The following is a 16,667-nucleotide window of genomic DNA, read 5'->3' on the forward strand; positions in this document are numbered from 1 at the left end:
ATAATGAATCAAACTAATTTCAATTTTATTGAGTCGGAAAAAGCTTATGCAACTCGTTTTTTCCAATTCCCACAGGTTTTAATTTATGGATCTCAATATAAGACATTAAGTGATAGTGCAAAATTAGGATATATGATTTTACACGATAGACTAGATTATTCATTGAAAAACAACTGGGTTGATGAAGATAACAGGGTTTATTTCATTTTTACAAATCAAGAACTAACAGATCTTATGGGCTGGTCAAAAAAGAAAGTGATTAGGGTAAAAAATGAACTTGAAAACCAAGGATTATTATTTCAGAAAGCCATGCACTTTAATCCCAAAACTGGTAAAAATGAACCAAATAGATTGTATTTAGCAGATTTAGAAGTTACCGCAACAGACATTTATACAAAATCTCGGCAACAAGAGCCACGAGCCCTTGGTACACGCGAAAGTGTCAAAACGGAACCTTCGCGGAAGTTCGCTAAAACCCTTGATACACGCGAAAGTGTCAAAACGGAACCTTCGCGGAAGTTCGTTAAAGATACACCACAAACCCTTGATACACGCGAAAGTGTCAAAAAGAGTCACGATCTAGACTATACTAATAATTTAGATACTAATAGATATAATATAGATACTCAAAAGTTGGACTTTTCCACAGCCCAATTCTCACCAGCAGAACTAGAAAAGCAAAACAAGGATTTGGTGAAACATGCTAATGATTTCTTAACTGATAAAGATAGTGGCTTACCAGTTTTCTTAGAACCCGAAGCCGTACAATTACTTAGTTTCTGGTGCCGAACTCCGCAACAAATGCGCCGGTTTATTGGTATCATTCTGAATGCTAAATATCGAGTTGAAAAGGATCATCAGGACATTGGCGTCATAATCCCACTTGATGATGAGGAACTGAAGCCTTTAATGACTAAAGCCTTGAGACGCTACTTTAACGCCCTGAGAAGCAATGAGAAGCACATCAAGAATGTTGAGAACTACTTGTACGGCACCATGCAAAACCTATTTGGCGTTTGGTGGAATAAACAAGCGGCTAGAGAATATGCGGCTAAACACCCCGAAGAAGAAAAGTCGGCCGACAACGATAACAGTGGGTTGTACTACTAGTCCTAAAAGGCTACAAAATCCTTTCTAAGCAGTTTTAAGACTTACTAACCTATTTATACTTAAGCTAGATTTAAATGGCTTAAACAGAAGAATAGGGGCTTTTAAATGAGTGCCAGAGCTAACCAGGCTAACCAGCTCAAAAGTTCAGCCTTTAGATCAACGCCAAGCTCAAGTGATTTGAGGCCAGGGCTTTATCTATTGATAGGGTACTCAAAAGGTAGTATAATGGTAGTAGTAAAATAAAGGAGATGAGACAATCATGGCAGTTAAGGCAAAGAAACGGGTCCAAGTCAAGATTGATAAAGATTTGGCCGATGATACCGAAGCAGTTTTAAGCGAATTGGGCTTAAATCCAACCACGGCCATTAACATGTTTTACAAGCGGATTGTTGCTAATGGTGCTTTACCTTTTAATGCGTCTTTAAGCGAAGAAGAAAGAGCTAATTTACGCTTTTTAAAGGCGACCGAAGGGACACCAGTCACCGAGTTCAAAGACGCTAAAGAGGTCGCTGATTGGCTCAACGATCCAGATGAGGACTAATGACTTAGTCAGCCTATACGTTAGTTTTGTAGAAACTAACGGTGGCAAGTCTCGGCCAGTTTTAATTCGTCGGGTATCAGAACAGACGGTCGAGGCTTTTAAAATTACTAGTCAGTATGAAAAGAAGTCGGCTTATATCAAGCAACAATATTATCCGATTCAAGATTGGCAATCCGCTGGGTTGAAGAAACCTTCCTGGGTCGATCTTGGTAATATTTATCGCTTTCCCAAAGCCGGTTTAAACTTTAAAGAAATCGGTCATTTAAGTAAGCTAGATCAAAATAAAATTTCAGATTTTACGCTTGACCTAAAATCAAAAAGAAGAGGTAAGGGTCAAAAGATAATTCAACAGCGATCAAGTAAAAGGAAGCACAAAGAAAGTAAAGCAGAGCTTACACAAAGAATTCAAAAACAGTTAAAAGACTTTGCTAAACAAAATCCAGAAATTAAGCCAAAAAACAATCCTGAAAATAAAAACGATCGGCCTAGTTATTAGGTTGATCGTTTTTTAATTTATCCGGTTTATGGGCGTTAACATAGTCAGCAAATGTTTTTAAAAGTTCTTCGGTTTGTTCGACCGAGAGGTTATTAGCTTGAAAGTACTTTTCTAATAAAGCCCCTTTTTGAATTAATCGGCGAGAACGGGCTTTGCGGGCTTGCCGATTTTCATAGTATTTAGATTGCCGTAATTTAAAATCCTCCCGCTCAATTTTTTGTTTTAAACGCGCTTGCTGCTCGACTAGTTTTTCATATTGATTAGACATGGAATTTCCCCATCTCGTATGGCTAATGATCTACGGAATTTACCTTTAAAAATTCAGAAAATTGCTTGGCTAAAAGCTTAATCTGATCGTTAGACAAATTAGCATAATCTAAATTGGCTTGACTGATGATTTGTTTACCTAGACGTTGTTCAATCTTATTTTTTTCGTCCTTAATTTTTTTATTAAGGGCTTTTAATTTAGCTTCTTGTTTTTCTAAGTTACTTTGAGACATAACGATCCCTCCAATCATATTAGAAATAATCACCGACACTATATCATAAGGGAAACGTTAAGTCAAAGTATAAAAGTTGAAATAGCGAAGCGGAAGGCATACACTAAAAGTAAATTCAGGAGAATAAGCAGACCGAGTGAAACGAGGTCAATGCGCACTTACACACAACAACTAAAGTTGGTTGTGTTATTGTGCTAAACACTTGTATTAGAAGTCGCCGTTGGCGACAACAAAAGCAAACCCATAAACCCAAAGAAAGGTGGTGACCGACATGGCAATTTTTCACATGAGTTTTCAAAATATTAGTGCTGGTAAAGGACGTAGTGCCATTGCTGGAGCTGCTTATCGAAGTGGTGAAAAGTTATTCGATCAAAAAGAAGGCCGAAGCTATTTTTATGCTCGGTCAGTCACGCCAGAAAGCTTTATTTTGACACCAAAGAATGCGCCAGAATGGGCGAGTGATAGAGAGAAATTATGGAATGAAGTCGAAAGAAAAGATCGGCGAGCAAATTCACGCTATGCAAAAGAGTTTAACGTGGCTTTACCAGTTGAATTAAGTGAAGATGAACAGAAAGAATTATTGACAAAATATGTACAAGAAAATTTTGTTGATGAGGGTATGGTTGCCGACGTAGCAATTCATAGAGATCACCCAGATAATCCGCACGCTCATGTTATGCTAACTAATCGTCCATTTAATCCAGACGGAACATGGGGATTGAAAAGTAAAAGAGAAAATATATTAGATGAGAATGGGAACAAGACTTATACAGGAAATAGTCGTTTTCCAAGATCAAGAAAGGTGTGGCTAGTTGATTGGGATAAAAAAGAAAAAATAACTGAATGGCGGCACAATTGGGCGGTTAGTGTAAATCAAGTTTTAGAGCAAAAAAATATTCCCGATCGGATCAGCGAAAAATCATTTATCGAGGAGGGAATAGATGATACCCCAATGCAACATGAGGGAATCAATAGTAAGCGGCATGAAAGAAAAGAATTTAACCAACAAGTTAAGGACTATCGCAAGGCCAAAGCCAGTTATAAAAATAACCAAGAAAAAGTAATCAATAGAGGTCATTTAGATAGCCTAAGTAAACACTTCTCGTTTAATGAAAAACGGGTAGTTAAAGAGTTAAGCCATGAACTGAAAACTTATATCAGTTTGGAGAACTTAGATGATAAGCGGCGCATGCTATTTAATTGGAAAAACAGCACCTTAATTAAACATGCGGTTGGTGAAGATGTGACTAAACAATTATTGACAATTAACCAACAAGAAAGCTCACTCAAAAAAGCAGATGAACTCTTAAATAAAGTGGTTGATCGCACGACTAAAAAACTTTATCCAGAGCTTAATTTTGAACAGACCACGCAAGCTGAAAGACGAGAATTAATTAAGGAAACCGATAGCGAACAAACAGTTTTCAAGGGTAGTGAATTAAACGAACGTTTAATGAACATTCGTGATGATTTGTTGACCCAACAATTATTGACCTTTACCAAACGGCCATACGTTGGCTGGAAGTTATTAATGCAACAAGAAAAGGAAGTCAAAATCGAACTGAAATATACGCTGATGATTCATGACGATAACTTAGAAAGTCTAGAACACGTCGATCAAGGGTTACTAGAGAAATATTCACCAACCGAACAGCAAAAGATTACTCGCGCAGTCAAAGATCTACGGGCAATCATGGCCGTTAAGCAAGTCATTAAAACGCAATACCATGAAGTATTGAAAAGGGCCTTTCCCAAAGGTGATTTAGATGGATTGCCATTGATTAAACAGGAACAAGCCTATACAGCCGTGATGTACTATGATCCTGTTTTAAAGCCATGTCAGGCCGAAACGATTGAACAGTGGCAAGCAAATCCACCACAGGTGTTCAGTCCCCAAGAACATCAACAAGGACTAGCTTATTTATCGGGACAGCTTAGCTTAGATCAGTTAGAGAATCATCACTTACAACGGGTTTTAAAGCATGACGGCACTAAACAACTCTTTTTGGGTGAATGTAAAGTCGATCCAACGATTAAGAACAGTCAGATCGAGAAAATCCAAAAACAGTTAAAAGGGCAACAAGCCAAGGACGACCAGTACAGAAAAGCAAATATCGGACATTATCAACCACTGAACTACAAGCCAGTTAGTCCAGACTATTACTTAAAGACGGCCTTTAGTAACGCAATCATGACCGCCCTATATGCCCGTGATGAAGATTACCAACGGCAAAAACAGGCGCAAGGTTTAAAGGAGACTGAGTGGAAAATGACGAAAAAGCAACGGCAACACCAAACTCGAAACCGGCATGAAGATGGGGGCATGCACTTGTAATGTAAATGTAAAAACAAATGTACACAAGTGTGTTCAAATGGTGCTATAATTTAGTTAATTATTTAAGAAAGGAGTTACCTGCATGTGGCAAGACAACACGAATGGATTAGTTTATCTCAGGCCGGTATCAAGCTAGGGCATGATCGATCATATGTAAGCTTATGGTTAAGACGGCACCCAAATAGAATGCCCGAAGAATACTTAATGGAAACCGGCACAGTTAAATTAATTTCATTGGAAGGCATTGAATGGATAAGAAAACAAACAAAAAAAGAGGGCGTCCTCGTCAGCAGTAGAGTTGCTAACGGGGATCAGCACCTAGAATTACGCCTTCTAGGTGTCACCCTCCTAACAATCCATTTTACCGGGTGGGCTAGGGGAAAGCTAGTTGCTTAATATTTCTAGCCTAGAAAAGGGCAATATAAGGAGGTGATCCAATGAAAGTAGAAAGCTGGCAAGGCATTAATGGCAAGTTACTACATGATAACCAAAAGGCGATTATGGTTGATGACGACCAAGCACTAACTGACCAGAAGCAGCTACAAGCGATATTAGATCAAGACGGTCAGCCAATCGATGAAGTTCGGCAAGCAATGATTAAGAAGACCGTTAAACGCCAGTTGAAGACTGAGCCGTTAAAGCTTAGTGGTTGGTTTAATCGCCACCAAGACAGTCAAAATGCTAAAAAGGCCGAAAAATTAGTCAGTGATAAACCGACTCATCAATATAAGCAGATCAAAAATGAAATGACCTTTTTTGGTGCGAGTTTTCTGGAGGGCTTCTTAGGCTTCTACGGTTTAGAAGTTGATAATGCCTTAGGTCGTTACGAACATAATTTACATGTCTTAGAGACTCAGGAACTTGGTCAGTCAGAAAAAGAGTATTACTTAGCCACGAGCCAAAATGGGCGAGTTAAATTAGCCACAGATCCATTACCAAGCCAGCAAATTGCCGAGGAACAATTGGATAAGTTCTATCAGCGTGAGCCAGAAAAAACGCAGGCCGAACAAATTCAATTACGAACATCAGAAGACGATGGAAAGGAGGAATAACATGAAGTTCAGCAAAATGAAAGCGCTAGCAACCACTGGAGCTACTGCGATTTATTTAGGGCTGATGAACGCCCAGGTTGTTTTGGCGGCGGACGGCGGCGAAGTTAAAAGCAAGTTAACTCAAGCTGGTAAGACGATTCAAGGTATTTTAACTGGCTTGGTCGTTTTAGTTGGGATTTGTGTCGCGCTATTTATTATTATCAAAAGAATGCCTGACGCAGACGATCCACGAGAGAAATCAGAGGTTTATCACGCGGTTGGTCGGGTGGCTGGTTTAGTGGCCCTAGCGGCAGCGATTATCTGGCTATTACCTTGGGTTTACAGCCTATTCACTTAATTTAAAAAGGAGCCTGCCGAAATGAAGAAAGGAAAAGAATTTATCTTTCCAGAGAACGTAGATAAAGATTATGGGATCTGGAAAGACTACACCTTGAAGGATTTTGGCTATGCGGCGCTGGCAGGACTAGTGGGCTTAATTTTTATTGCGATCCCACCCTATGGCCTGATTTTAGTCCTGATAAAAATAGTGATTGTTGTCTTAGCCATGACGATTGTCATGGCTATTTTAACAATTCGGCCAGTTGCGGTGCGGAAGAATATTAAAGTGCGGGATAACTTTAAGTTGAAACGTCGCTATGCCAATGGTCAGAAACTGTTTTATTTAAAACCGAAGAAGCGAGGCGAACTAAATGCGTTTGAAGAAGAGCAAAACCGCCAATAAATCAGCGAAGCTCAATTGGGATTACCAACCGCCTAGAATCAATGGTGGCAAAGAGACCATTGATGACATGAGCTTGGTGGTGGGTATGTATGGTAACTACGAAGTTACCAAAACGGGTAATCTCGTTGGCATTTTGGAAGTTAGTGGGATCAACCTTGATCTACTTAATGAAACCGAACAGCAAGACGTCTTTGAGGACTATGGCGCCTTTCTCATGAGTACGTTAGGTGAAGGGGTTGATGACACCTTACAGTTCTTAGAGCCGACAATTCCCGTCAATATGACAGCTTATCTCAATGGTCTCAAACGTCGGTATCTTGCTTTACAAAAAGATCACCCCGATCAACAGTTCAAAATCCAATTAATAGCCAGTTATTTGGACCACTTTACTAAAGTCCAGGAATCCAAAAACATGACCACTAAACAACATCTGCTAATCGTTAAGGTACCGATTAAAGACAAAAGTGTTAAGAGTTTAAATCTAGCGGTCAGTCATTTAGACGAAAAAATCGAACAGGTTAAGCGGGATATTGAAAATGCGTTAACGGACTTTGATGTGACGGCCAAAGTGTTGACTAGTCAAGAAGTCCAAGAGATTTTAAAGAACTTAATCAATTTCAATGGATAGGAGGCAACAGTATGAGTTTTGGCGATAAGGTCATAGATTTGTTCATGCCAACCAAAAACGAAAGTCAGCAAAATAGTGAACCAGCGGTTAATAAACAAAAACCGGAGGTTGAAGACTTTACCAAGCTGATTGATCGCGATAGCTTGCATTCACTATTCCCGTTTAGCTGGGAACAGTACCCCACCTACGTCCAGTCGGGGGAGAATTTTATTCGGGTGTTAGCGATTGCTGACTATCCCAAGCGGGTTTACGGCAACTGGTTGTCAGAATTGAAGCGTAAAAAAGGCGTTATCGATATTGTGCAATATATCGACAGCGCCAGTAACAATTCAATGATTACCTATTACAAGAAGACGATTCAAAATAAGGAAGCGCAGAAGCTGAATACGTTCGACCCGTATAAAAAGAAGATTCTGCAAAACTACATTGATTCGGCCAACATGCAACTAGATAAATACCTTGATAATTCTACCACATTTGTCTATCAACATATGTTGGTTTATCTGCGGGCTAACAGTTTAGCAGAATTAGATGACTTAACCGAGAACGTCAAGAATACGTTGATTAAACTACAAATGAAGCCCTTAGTGCCCGTTAAAGCAACCTTTCAAGCTTTCTGGTCAACCATGCCAATTAACGAGAACCTCATGGGGGATTACACCTATAAAGAAAGTAATACCGAAGTCGCCAGCAGCATGTTTCCCTTTGACGACGCGGAGATTTTGGACTTGAAGCCTAGATCTGATATTGAAGGGGTTAACAAAGATACCAACAGCTTAATTGCCGTAGATATGCTGGATCGCAACAAGACCCTTAATCAAAATCAAGTCATTATCGGGACTTCCGGGGTTGGTAAAACCACCTATATGATTCAGAAAATCCTACGCTACGCCATTCAAGACTATCAAATCTACATTATTGATCCGGAAAACGAATATACCAAGATTGTCGAAGCCCTAGGTGGGGCAGTCTTGCACTTAACTTCTAATGCTAAGTACAAAATTAACCCGCTCCAAATTTTCTCCGAAGAAATCCTCAGCGCTGATGAGGCGGTCACGAACCTTGATTTACTAGTCAAAGATAAAATCCAGCGATTAAAGGGGTTCTTTGAAGTCCTTAAAACCGGGATTACCCAAGTTGAACTGGCAATCCTTGATGATGTTGTTAAACAAGCTTACGTCAACAGTGGCGTTTTGAAATACAGCCGCTTGAAAGAAATTAAAGACGATCAGTGGCCGACCTTATCCAATGTTTATGACGAGTTGGAAAAATTGGCTGATAAGGACGCTGACAAATTCGGTCGGGTTAAAGACTTCTACTATATTTTAGGCAGTTATACCCGTGGCTCTAACAGCCTATTTGACGGCCACACCAACGTTAACTTAAAAGGGAAAATCATTTCCTTTGATTTGAAACCGCTACAAAGTGAACAGGAAGTCCAATCAGCGGCCTATCTGAATACTTTTCAGTATCTATGGGACGAAATTACCAAAGATCGGCATAACCGCAAGAAATTATTTGTTGATGAATTTCACTTTTTAACCTTGCACAAAGCCGCTGCCACCTTTTTCCATCAAGCCTACAAGCGGTTCAGAAAGTACAATGCCGGGGCGATTGCCGGAACGCAACAAATTCAAGATGTGATCGAAGGAACAACAGATACTGGGCAGAATATTGGGGAAGCCATTATTGGGAACTCCTATACCAAGGTGTTCTTTGGCCTGGACGGTAAAGGCGTTGATGATGTGATTACTAAGTTAAGAATGACGTTCTCGGATAAAGAAAAGAAGTTACTAGAACGCCGTAGACAAGGCGAAGCCCTGATGATTTATGGCAGTCAACGCGCCTTTATGAAAGTCGAGTTGACCGAAGAAGAACTACGGCTAATTGATCCCGAAGCTTACCAAGAAAAATACAACTGTGAGACAGCCATTCAACCGGATTATCAAAAGCGCGTGGTCTTAACCCCCAGTGAAGTTGACGCTTTGACCACTACCGAAGAGGAAGGAGGGACTTTAAATGAGTAAATCAAATCAGCTATTAAATATCGAGGTCGGTACGTTCAAGCGACAAGGGAACCAGTTAATCCTCGAACTCAATCACAATCAGTTTCGATATGACCAGTTGAGTGAGCTAAACGAATTAAAACAAACTGATTCCAAGTTCTTGCAGTTAGTCAACGTGGTTGAGCAAGGCCAGAAGGTCGTTTTAACTTATACCTTGCCGGATAAGGTCAGATCATTAAAGGAATTACCGCAGGAAAATAAGGCGATCCGGGCAGCCATTGCCAAGAAAATTATGGCGCAAAAGGTGGTTGCTGATAGCCAGTATCATATTGCGTTAAATCCAGCTAATCTGTGGTATTACCCCATGCAACATGTTTGGTACGCCTATCGCGCCAATGAACTCATGCCTTATGATGACAAACATAGCAACTTAGCCAAATACAAAGCGCTGATTCTATTTTGCTTGACGGGGACGCCCTATGAACGGCTACTAAGCAATCCTAAAGAAGCCCTAGCTAAACACCCTGATGACTATTTACAACAAGTAGCTAAAGCTACGTCGTTAAATGAGTTAACGGAAGTGGTTAACGGCATTGAGGACTTTGTGAGTTATCACGAATGGCAGGAAGTTGAAACGGCCCAGCAGAAAACCAAACAACGTTTATGGTTGAGCGTGGCCGGAGTGGCGATTGTGGCCGTTTTGGCCGTCGGCTTAGTCCATAAAAGTGACGAACGGCAATATCAGAGCTTAGCTAACCAGAACCAAGCCCAGGTCACGCGATTAAAATATAGCGGCCAAATTCAAACTGCTTTAAATGATCGGAAGTGGTCGGAAGCGCAAAAAGATATGCAACGGGCCGGCTACCCTGCAACTAAGCAAGTCAATGTCTTTTTAAAGCATGGTCAGTACCAGCAAGCCTTAAAGGTTGATCCAAGTCAGTTGAACAAGGTTGTTAACACGGCTTATGCCAACAAAGATAGTAGCCAAGTGGCTGATTGGCAGTTGCCAACTAAGGCGACGAGCAAGCAAAAAGACCAATTGCAACTCGAAAAAGCGATTGTTAACTACGATACCAATACGCTCAATAACCAATTATCCTTTACGACGAACGGTGATGTTTTATTGAGAATGGGGCAAGCTTTCCTCGCCCATAACGATACGCAAGACGCCCAGACCGTCCAAACCAAATTAGCCGGCGTGAACAGTCCTAAAGCTAAGTATTTAAAAGCCCTGTTAAGTCTCAATTCCGCTAAGAACGAAGTTAACGACGCGCAAAAGAAGTTAGATGACGCCAACAAGATTGATGGCAGTAAAGATAAGGATAAAGACAAGAAGGTGGATTCGGCTAAGGCTGATCTAAAGAATGCGCAGAGCGACCAATCGGCAGCGCAAAAACAAGTTGATCAGGCCAAGCACAAAGTGGGTGATTAAATGCAGGTATTGTCGTTTGAATATAAGAAAAAGAAGTGGAAGTTGATTGCTTATATTGTGGGCGGTGCCATTCTGCTAATCGTCTTGCTGATCGCCGCAATTACTGGTCAGCTACAAGAAAACAGTTGTGATAACTCAACCACCACAGAGACGCAATTGGATAGTAAGAGCATGACAGAAAATGCCAAAAATATCTATGCGCACTGGAAACAGAAGTATGGCGCCACCCCACAAGCGGCCGCCGGGATCTTAGGGGTCTTACAACTAGAAAGTCGCCTTGATCCCAATTCGGTTAATTCAAGCTCCGGGGCCACGGGCTTAGCCCAGTGGTTAGGCGGTCGAAAGGATAAGCTGGAAGACTTAGCCCACAAGGAAAACAAACCAGCGACCAATCTCGGGGTACAGTTGGATTATCTCGACCAAGAATTGAACAGTAGTTACTATGCGTCAAACAAGCAGATCTTTAAATATACGGACGTGCACAAAGCGACGAAAGCCTGGCTAATGGATTATGAGGGTATGAGTAAGAACCCGGAACAATGGTATCTAAGCCAAAGATACGGATATGCCGATCACTGGTATTCCGTGTTGGGTGCGAGTGATCCAGTGGCCGGAAACACCTTAGACAATGCGAGTTCCGGAGATCTGACCGAACTAGGTTGTGATAGTGACCCAAGCTATTCCGGCGGTAGTATCGTCAAAAATGCGGAAAGTATGAAAGGCGATTTCTACTATGTTCAAACCCACCCTAGCCCTGATTTAGGTAGCGATTTAAAGAACCCTAACAAAACCGGTGGAACCGATTGTTCAGGCTTTGTCTGGTTAGCCCTGAATAAGGCTGGTTACAAGGTACCGGCCAATATGGGCTGGTTTACCGGCACGATGGCTAGTGACGCCAAAGGCAGCCATCAATACTTGAAACAAATCAGTGAAAATGACGCGAAAGCCGGCGATATTGTGATTGTTAATCAAGGCGCGGGAGCCGGCAACAACGGCCATACTGCTATTCTGTTAGGAAAATGGCAAGGTAAAGCCACCAAGATCATTGAGCAAGGTGGTGTAGGCGACAAGGTTAACGAAAGCACATTTGGCACCGCGTTTTATAGCTTATTGAACGGTAGTGATGTGACGTTAGCCCGGCCAATCAAGAAGTAAGGAGGGATAAACAAATGAAGCGTAGCGTGGTTTTAAGTGTGGTGATTGGTAGCTTGATCTTAGTTATGTCATTAGGGGCGAATGCCTATCAGCATAGCCAAATTAAGCAGGCACAACAACAGATTAGTCGCTTACAACAACAAAAGCGTCAAGTCAGCCGGCAATTGACTAAAACCAACCAACAAAAGCAGTTATTGAGCACCCAAATTGACAGTTATAAGACCTACCAAAATAATAAGGACAAAAGTCAGGCTGAACTTAGCTTTAATACGGTGGTCACCAAGTTCTTTAAGGTCATGAATAACTTTAAGCCCAAGACCTACGGTCAGCGCAAAGATGGGGTTAAAGACTTGATTTCCGACAAATTGTACCAGCAATACTTTTCAAATAAAGGCACGTATGGTGATAGCAATAGTGTTTCAGCCAAATTAGATCAGCTGAACCTGTATACACAAAGTAAGCAGGGGCAAAACATGAAGGGCTTGGCCGTCGTCAGTTATGAAAGTAAGAGTGGCGACAACGACTGGCAAAAGGCGACGGTGCTTTATCAAGTGACTTACGATACCACCACGAATCGAATCACCGCAGTCCAAAACTTAGGCAGTAGTTTTAAAGCCAGTGACCTTAATTAAGCGGGTTGGTAAAGCCCTAGCGGTAATCGTGGTGGTTTTAGCCGTTGGCGGGTTTGCCAGTCATCAATATGTCAACCACGTAGAAAAGCAGCGACCAATCGTGACTTTAGCTAAGCACCCTAAAAAAGTGTTGTTCTTCTATCGCGATGATTGCCCGGATTGCCAATCGATCTTTCATCAGATTTATTGGCACAACGCAATTAGTCACAACATCATCTTGATTAACATGAATCAACCCAAAAATCGGCATTACATTCAAAAATATCAACTAACGGCGGTGCCAACCTTGATTCATGGCAAGCAACGGTACACCGGTAACAACCAACAAAGAATTAAACAGATAGTAGGTGATTAGATGAAAGACAAATTATTAAACAGCGTTAAAGCCAGTTGGCCGTATCTACTAACGCTAATCATTGGCTTGTATTTAGCGGAGATCTTAGCTGGAGCTGTCATGGCCTTGTCCCGTTATAAGCTAACCTTTGCGGATCATATGCCAACCGTATTAAAACAATTAGCTTTACACCCCTGGCACTATTACAACTTGTATTTGGGCCAAAAGAACCCAGTACTAATTATTGTCAGTGTCGCCGTGATCCTATACACCATCTATTTTGCCTTGAAACGAAATAGCAAACATAAATCGTGGGAAACTGCGGACACTGAAACCCACGGGAGTGCGACCTGGGGTGATCTAAAAGAGTTGAGTGACCATTACTTTAGTATCAATGCCAAAGACCTCACCACAGCATTTAACAAGAGTACCAAGTCAGAAATTCTCAAATCATTAGTGGATCGAGAAAAGTCAGCGAAAGGGGGAGATTAACATGAATGGGACAATTTTAGGGATCGTAGATAAACAGATTGTTTACCAGAATAATAGTACCAAACCCAACCGGAACATTTTTGTGGTCGGGGGCCCTGGATCATATAAGACCCAGTCAGTCGTCATTACCAACCTGTTTAACGAAACGGAGAACAGCATTGTCGTAACCGACCCGAAAGGTGAATTATACGAAAAGACGGCCGGTGTCAAACTAGCCCAAGGCTATCAAGTACATGTCGTCAACTTTGCCAACATGGCGCACAGTGATCGCTACAATCCTTTTGATTATATTCAACGGGATATTCAAGCTGAAACCGTCGCCACCAAGATCGTTCAGAGTGAAAATGCCGAAGGCAAAAAAGATGTGTGGTTTAGTACCCAAAGACAGCTTTTGAAGGCTTTAATCCTGTTTGTCATGAACCACCGATCACCGGAACAACGGAATTTGGCCGGTGTGACCCAAGTATTGCAAGAAAACGATGTCGAAGCCGAGGAAAAGGGTGCAGATAGTCCGTTAGACACCTTGTTTCTTGATTTAACCATGACTGATCCAGCAAGACGCGCTTATGAGTTAGGGTTCAAAAAGGCCAAGGGGGAAATGAAAGCTAGTATTATTGAAAGTTTGCTGGCAACCATTTCGAAGTTTGTCGATCAAGAAGTGGCCGACTTTACCAGCTTTTCAGATTTTGATTTAAAAGAGATTGGCAACGACAAAGTGGTGCTATATGTGATTATTCCCGTGATGGATAACACTTATGAAAGCTTCATCAATCTGTTTTTCTCACAATTGTTTGATGAATTATACAAACTAGCCGCCGATCATCACGCTAAATTACCCCACCAAGTCGACTTTATCCTTGATGAATTTGTCAATTTAGGCAAGTTTCCCAAGTATGAGGAGTTCCTAGCGACGTGTCGAGGGTACGGTATTGGCGTGACGACCATTTGTCAGACCTTAACCCAGCTACAAGCCTTGTATGGCAAGGATAAAGCCGAGAGTATCTTAGGTAATCATGCCGTTAAAATTTGCTTGAATGCCGCTAATGATGTGACTGCGAAATACTTTAGTGATTTGTTAGGTAAATCGACCGTAAAAGTGGAAACCGGTAGTGAGAGTACCAGTCATAGCAAGGAAGAGAGTCATAGTAAAAGCGATAGTTACAGCTATACGAGCCGTTCGCTGATGACACCTGATGAAATTATGCGTATGCCCGAAGATCAGAGCTTATTAATCTTTAGTAATGCGCGACCAGTCAAAGCTACAAAAGCGTTCCAATTTAAACTATTTCCGGGGGCCGATCATTTGGTTAACTTGTCACAGAACGATTATCAAGGCCAACCAGAAACCAGTCAAGAAACCAACTTTAAGGATAAGGTAGAAAAATGGAAAGCAAAATTAAAGGAGACTGCTCAAAAAGAAGCCGCAAACGAGATGTCTCAAACAGAGGAGGAGCAACAACAGGACAACCTAGACAGCGACTTAGAAAGAGTTTCAAATAAAGATAGTCAAACAGAGGCGCCAAAAGAAGACGACAACAACCTACTTGGATAATGGAGGACATATTAATGAAAAAATATCGCAAATATATAATCGCCGTGATGACAGTGTTACTGATTGCTGTTGGTCTTACCGCTTGCGGAAAGTCTACAGCACAAGATTTGCAAAGTAACAAATGGTATCTCAACCAAAAAGGTCAAAGCTACAAAACCCAATTCAATAAAAAAACAATGATTATTGAAAGCCCTTTGATGAATGTAAATGCCACTTATTCAGTCAGCAATACTTCCGGTAAAGAATATTTAAAAGTAGATACTGATGATGAGAAAAATCAAAAGTTTGAATTAACTCAAATTAGCGATGGTTATAAGGCTAAAGCAATTAATAAGTCTGCTAAAGCAGATAACGGATTAGGGAGTTTTGAATTGCAAAAAAGGAAGTGATAGATATGTTTGTTTTAGGTGACATTTCAGGATTAGTTCAGGGAGCGATTGCTAAATTTTTTGAATGGGCATTATCTGGTTTGCTGGACGGTTTATTCAACATCTGCAAGGCCATTATTGACCAAGCCAATCAAAGTTTGCCAATTGTTAAAACGTGGTATGCCATCTTCCTGTCCTTTGCGACATCGTTAGTAGTCGTGGTTGTCCTTGGGCGTATTGTGATGACAATTCTAAAAGAGGCGGACGAAAGCACCGATGTCACTTGGGCTAATATCATCATGGACGGGATTAAATCAGCGGCCGTAATCCCAGTATTCGTGTTCTTACAGGGCTTTATTCAAGGTTCAATTACCTTGCCCCTGCTAAAGTATATGTTTAGTTCTGATCAGAAGTTTACTGCTAAATCAATTACCGGTATGAATAAGGTTCCTGGGTTAAAAGATGTTGGTATTTCACTACCCTTACAGATTTTGTTTCTACTAATCTTCACTGTCGTAACCGTCGTGTTCTTTATCAAGATGTGTGTGTTTGTGGCTGATATGGCTTGGTACAACCTGACGATTCCTTTAGCTGCAATGAGCATGGCGACAGAAAGCTTTGATTACAGTGGCACGTGGTGGAAGAAGTACATTTATTACAATGCTTCTATTATTAGCCAGGTGCTTTGTATGTCACTATCAGTATGGTGTTTCACTAATATGGCTAAATACGGGTTTATTGCTTTTATTGCTTCAATCGGATTCGGTTTTCTGGTGGTCAAAACACCTGACGCCGTTAAAGATTTTTGGGCTTCAACCGGTGTGACTAAAAGTGCTGGTATGGGTGCCATGAGAATGTTTCAAAATTATTTCCGTAACCACTAGGAGGAAAAATAGTTATGAAGAAAATCGCACACTGGTTATTGGAAAAAGCCAAAAAAGATATGCGAACCGACCCTTTTGCAACACCTTCACGGCGGACTAAGTTGTCTTACTATTTTGATAACTTAGTTAGCATGGTCTTCTATATAATGGGAATTTACCTCATGTTAATGGATTTATACCAAGAGCTTTTCACGGCGAACCATACCGATTTTTTAGGAACTGCGCTAATGGCCTTAGTTTTACTGCTGGGTGGCTTATTATTCCGTTGGTCAGCCTATGCAGATCTCAAAGCCATCAACCGGTATCAACATTATTTGAAGCAACAATCGATAGAGCAACAACAAGAATTGCGCCGTGAAACTTGGTTGAAAGCATCTGAACAAGGCAAAACAGAATTAGAACAGAAGCTTAATCACAAGGAGTGAACGA

At 41.1% G+C, this 16,667-nt stretch carries 21 protein-coding genes; 19 read left to right on the forward strand and 2 right to left on the reverse strand.

The genetic code is table 11. From position 1 onward, the window contains the following. Positions 1-3: 3 nt before the first annotated feature. From RA086_RS14015 to RA086_RS14025, 3 genes are all read left to right on the forward strand, one after another. Positions 4-1,110: a replication initiator protein A gene (locus RA086_RS14015; RefSeq protein WP_308704528.1), complete on the forward strand. Its 1,107-nt coding sequence runs from the start codon at positions 4-6 to the stop codon at positions 1,108-1,110. A gap of 259 nt (positions 1,111-1,369) precedes the next feature. After that, on the forward strand, positions 1,370-1,651 hold the full coding sequence (locus tag RA086_RS14020; protein WP_241479453.1) for a type II toxin-antitoxin system RelB/DinJ family antitoxin: 282 nt from the start codon (positions 1,370-1,372) through the stop codon (positions 1,649-1,651). After that, on the forward strand, positions 1,641-2,147 hold the full coding sequence (locus tag RA086_RS14025; RefSeq protein ID WP_308704497.1) for a hypothetical protein: 507 nt from the start codon (positions 1,641-1,643) through the stop codon (positions 2,145-2,147). Before RA086_RS14020 ends, RA086_RS14025 begins: the two co-directional genes overlap by 11 nt. Here the strand turns inward: RA086_RS14025 and RA086_RS14030 are convergent. Then, positions 2,137-2,415 carry a hypothetical protein gene (locus RA086_RS14030; protein WP_003646133.1) on the reverse strand — a complete coding sequence of 93 codons (279 nt, stop codon included), beginning with the start codon at positions 2,413-2,415 and terminating at the stop codon, positions 2,137-2,139. The genes RA086_RS14025 and RA086_RS14030 overlap by 11 nt on opposite strands. A 22-nt stretch (positions 2,416-2,437) precedes the next feature. Then, positions 2,438-2,665 (reverse strand): hypothetical protein, encoded by a 228-nt coding sequence (locus RA086_RS14035; protein WP_308704529.1) that lies wholly within the window; start codon positions 2,663-2,665, stop codon positions 2,438-2,440. A gap of 253 nt (positions 2,666-2,918) precedes the next feature. Between RA086_RS14035 and mobQ the strand changes: the two genes are divergently transcribed. The 16 genes from mobQ (at position 2,919) to RA086_RS14115 (ending at position 16,663) form a co-directional block, all read left to right on the forward strand. Beyond that, positions 2,919-4,982 (forward strand): MobQ family relaxase, encoded by a 2,064-nt coding sequence (gene mobQ / locus RA086_RS14040; RefSeq protein WP_308704498.1) that lies wholly within the window; start codon positions 2,919-2,921, stop codon positions 4,980-4,982. 84 nt (positions 4,983-5,066) lie between these two features. Beyond that, positions 5,067-5,378, forward strand: a complete 312-nt coding sequence (locus RA086_RS14045) for a hypothetical protein (RefSeq protein WP_039098894.1) — start codon at positions 5,067-5,069, stop codon at positions 5,376-5,378. Between the two features lie 41 nt (positions 5,379-5,419). Next, positions 5,420-6,034: a hypothetical protein gene (locus RA086_RS14050; protein WP_308704499.1), complete on the forward strand. Its 615-nt coding sequence runs from the start codon at positions 5,420-5,422 to the stop codon at positions 6,032-6,034. A gap of 1 nt (position 6,035) precedes the next feature. Then, entirely contained in the window at positions 6,036-6,371 is a 336-nt protein-coding gene (locus RA086_RS14055; protein WP_076648311.1) for a CagC family type IV secretion system protein, read from the forward strand. A gap of 21 nt (positions 6,372-6,392) precedes the next feature. Further along, positions 6,393-6,755: a hypothetical protein gene (locus tag RA086_RS14060; RefSeq protein WP_061777529.1), complete on the forward strand. Its 363-nt coding sequence runs from the start codon at positions 6,393-6,395 to the stop codon at positions 6,753-6,755. Further along, entirely contained in the window at positions 6,724-7,383 is a 660-nt protein-coding gene (trsD, locus tag RA086_RS14065; RefSeq protein WP_061777530.1) for a TrsD/TraD family conjugative transfer protein, read from the forward strand. Before RA086_RS14060 ends, trsD begins: the two co-directional genes overlap by 32 nt. A gap of 11 nt (positions 7,384-7,394) precedes the next feature. Then, positions 7,395-9,410 (forward strand): VirB4 family type IV secretion system protein, encoded by a 2,016-nt coding sequence (locus RA086_RS14070; RefSeq protein WP_308704500.1) that lies wholly within the window; start codon positions 7,395-7,397, stop codon positions 9,408-9,410. Continuing rightward, a complete protein-coding gene (locus tag RA086_RS14075) occupies positions 9,403-10,821 on the forward strand; it encodes a type VII secretion protein EssB/YukC (protein WP_308704501.1) in 1,419 nt (472 codons plus the stop codon). The genes RA086_RS14070 and RA086_RS14075 overlap by 8 nt, the downstream gene beginning before the upstream one ends. After that, complete coding sequence (locus tag RA086_RS14080; protein WP_308704503.1) at positions 10,822-11,976, forward strand: phage tail tip lysozyme; 1,155 nt, start codon at positions 10,822-10,824, stop codon at positions 11,974-11,976. Positions 11,977-11,990: 14 nt separating this feature from the next. Then, entirely contained in the window at positions 11,991-12,608 is a 618-nt protein-coding gene (locus RA086_RS14085; protein ID WP_308704504.1) for a hypothetical protein, read from the forward strand. Further along, positions 12,595-12,963: a thioredoxin family protein gene (locus RA086_RS14090; RefSeq protein WP_308704505.1), complete on the forward strand. Its 369-nt coding sequence runs from the start codon at positions 12,595-12,597 to the stop codon at positions 12,961-12,963. Before RA086_RS14085 ends, RA086_RS14090 begins: the two co-directional genes overlap by 14 nt. Further along, entirely contained in the window at positions 12,964-13,434 is a 471-nt protein-coding gene (locus tag RA086_RS14095; protein ID WP_308704506.1) for a conjugal transfer protein, read from the forward strand. It abuts the gene before it with no gap. Position 13,435: 1 nt separating this feature from the next. After that, the gene (locus tag RA086_RS14100; protein WP_308704507.1) at positions 13,436-14,986 is read left to right on the forward strand and encodes a VirD4-like conjugal transfer protein, CD1115 family; all 1,551 of its coding nucleotides are present in this window, start codon (positions 13,436-13,438) and stop codon (positions 14,984-14,986) included. 14 nt (positions 14,987-15,000) lie between these two features. Continuing rightward, positions 15,001-15,375 (forward strand): hypothetical protein, encoded by a 375-nt coding sequence (locus RA086_RS14105; RefSeq protein ID WP_265678779.1) that lies wholly within the window; start codon positions 15,001-15,003, stop codon positions 15,373-15,375. Between the two features lie 5 nt (positions 15,376-15,380). Next, positions 15,381-16,238: a conjugal transfer protein TrbL family protein gene (locus tag RA086_RS14110; protein ID WP_125577875.1), complete on the forward strand. Its 858-nt coding sequence runs from the start codon at positions 15,381-15,383 to the stop codon at positions 16,236-16,238. Positions 16,239-16,252: 14 nt separating this feature from the next. Beyond that, on the forward strand, positions 16,253-16,663 hold the full coding sequence (locus RA086_RS14115; RefSeq protein ID WP_219482554.1) for a hypothetical protein: 411 nt from the start codon (positions 16,253-16,255) through the stop codon (positions 16,661-16,663). Positions 16,664-16,667 lie beyond the last annotated feature (4 nt).

This window comes from Lactiplantibacillus brownii, assembly GCF_031085375.1.
In the GTDB taxonomy this organism is placed as follows: Bacteria; Bacillota; Bacilli; order Lactobacillales; family Lactobacillaceae; genus Lactiplantibacillus; species Lactiplantibacillus brownii.

Excerpts from the sequence above, each read along its gene's own strand:
- RA086_RS14015 (WP_308704528.1), top strand. The coding sequence starts at position 4 with ATGAATCAAACTAATTTCAATTTTATTGAGTCGGAAAAAGCTTATGCA.
- RA086_RS14020 (WP_241479453.1), top strand. The coding sequence starts at position 1,370 with ATGGCAGTTAAGGCAAAGAAACGGGTCCAAGTCAAGATTGATAAAGAT.
- RA086_RS14025 (WP_308704497.1), top strand. The coding sequence starts at position 1,641 with ATGAGGACTAATGACTTAGTCAGCCTATACGTTAGTTTTGTAGAAACT.
- RA086_RS14030 (WP_003646133.1), bottom strand. The coding sequence starts at position 2,415 with ATGTCTAATCAATATGAAAAACTAGTCGAGCAGCAAGCGCGTTTAAAA.
- RA086_RS14035 (WP_308704529.1), bottom strand. The coding sequence starts at position 2,665 with ATGATTGGAGGGATCGTTATGTCTCAAAGTAACTTAGAAAAACAAGAA.
- mobQ (WP_308704498.1), top strand. The coding sequence starts at position 2,919 with ATGGCAATTTTTCACATGAGTTTTCAAAATATTAGTGCTGGTAAAGGA.
- RA086_RS14050 (WP_308704499.1), top strand. The coding sequence starts at position 5,420 with ATGAAAGTAGAAAGCTGGCAAGGCATTAATGGCAAGTTACTACATGAT.
- RA086_RS14055 (WP_076648311.1), top strand. The coding sequence starts at position 6,036 with ATGAAGTTCAGCAAAATGAAAGCGCTAGCAACCACTGGAGCTACTGCG.
- RA086_RS14060 (WP_061777529.1), top strand. The coding sequence starts at position 6,393 with ATGAAGAAAGGAAAAGAATTTATCTTTCCAGAGAACGTAGATAAAGAT.
- trsD (WP_061777530.1), top strand. The coding sequence starts at position 6,724 with ATGCGTTTGAAGAAGAGCAAAACCGCCAATAAATCAGCGAAGCTCAAT.
- RA086_RS14070 (WP_308704500.1), top strand. The coding sequence starts at position 7,395 with ATGAGTTTTGGCGATAAGGTCATAGATTTGTTCATGCCAACCAAAAAC.
- RA086_RS14075 (WP_308704501.1), top strand. The coding sequence starts at position 9,403 with ATGAGTAAATCAAATCAGCTATTAAATATCGAGGTCGGTACGTTCAAG.
- RA086_RS14080 (WP_308704503.1), top strand. The coding sequence starts at position 10,822 with ATGCAGGTATTGTCGTTTGAATATAAGAAAAAGAAGTGGAAGTTGATT.
- RA086_RS14085 (WP_308704504.1), top strand. The coding sequence starts at position 11,991 with ATGAAGCGTAGCGTGGTTTTAAGTGTGGTGATTGGTAGCTTGATCTTA.
- RA086_RS14095 (WP_308704506.1), top strand. The coding sequence starts at position 12,964 with ATGAAAGACAAATTATTAAACAGCGTTAAAGCCAGTTGGCCGTATCTA.
- RA086_RS14100 (WP_308704507.1), top strand. The coding sequence starts at position 13,436 with ATGAATGGGACAATTTTAGGGATCGTAGATAAACAGATTGTTTACCAG.
- RA086_RS14105 (WP_265678779.1), top strand. The coding sequence starts at position 15,001 with ATGAAAAAATATCGCAAATATATAATCGCCGTGATGACAGTGTTACTG.
- RA086_RS14110 (WP_125577875.1), top strand. The coding sequence starts at position 15,381 with ATGTTTGTTTTAGGTGACATTTCAGGATTAGTTCAGGGAGCGATTGCT.
- RA086_RS14115 (WP_219482554.1), top strand. The coding sequence starts at position 16,253 with ATGAAGAAAATCGCACACTGGTTATTGGAAAAAGCCAAAAAAGATATG.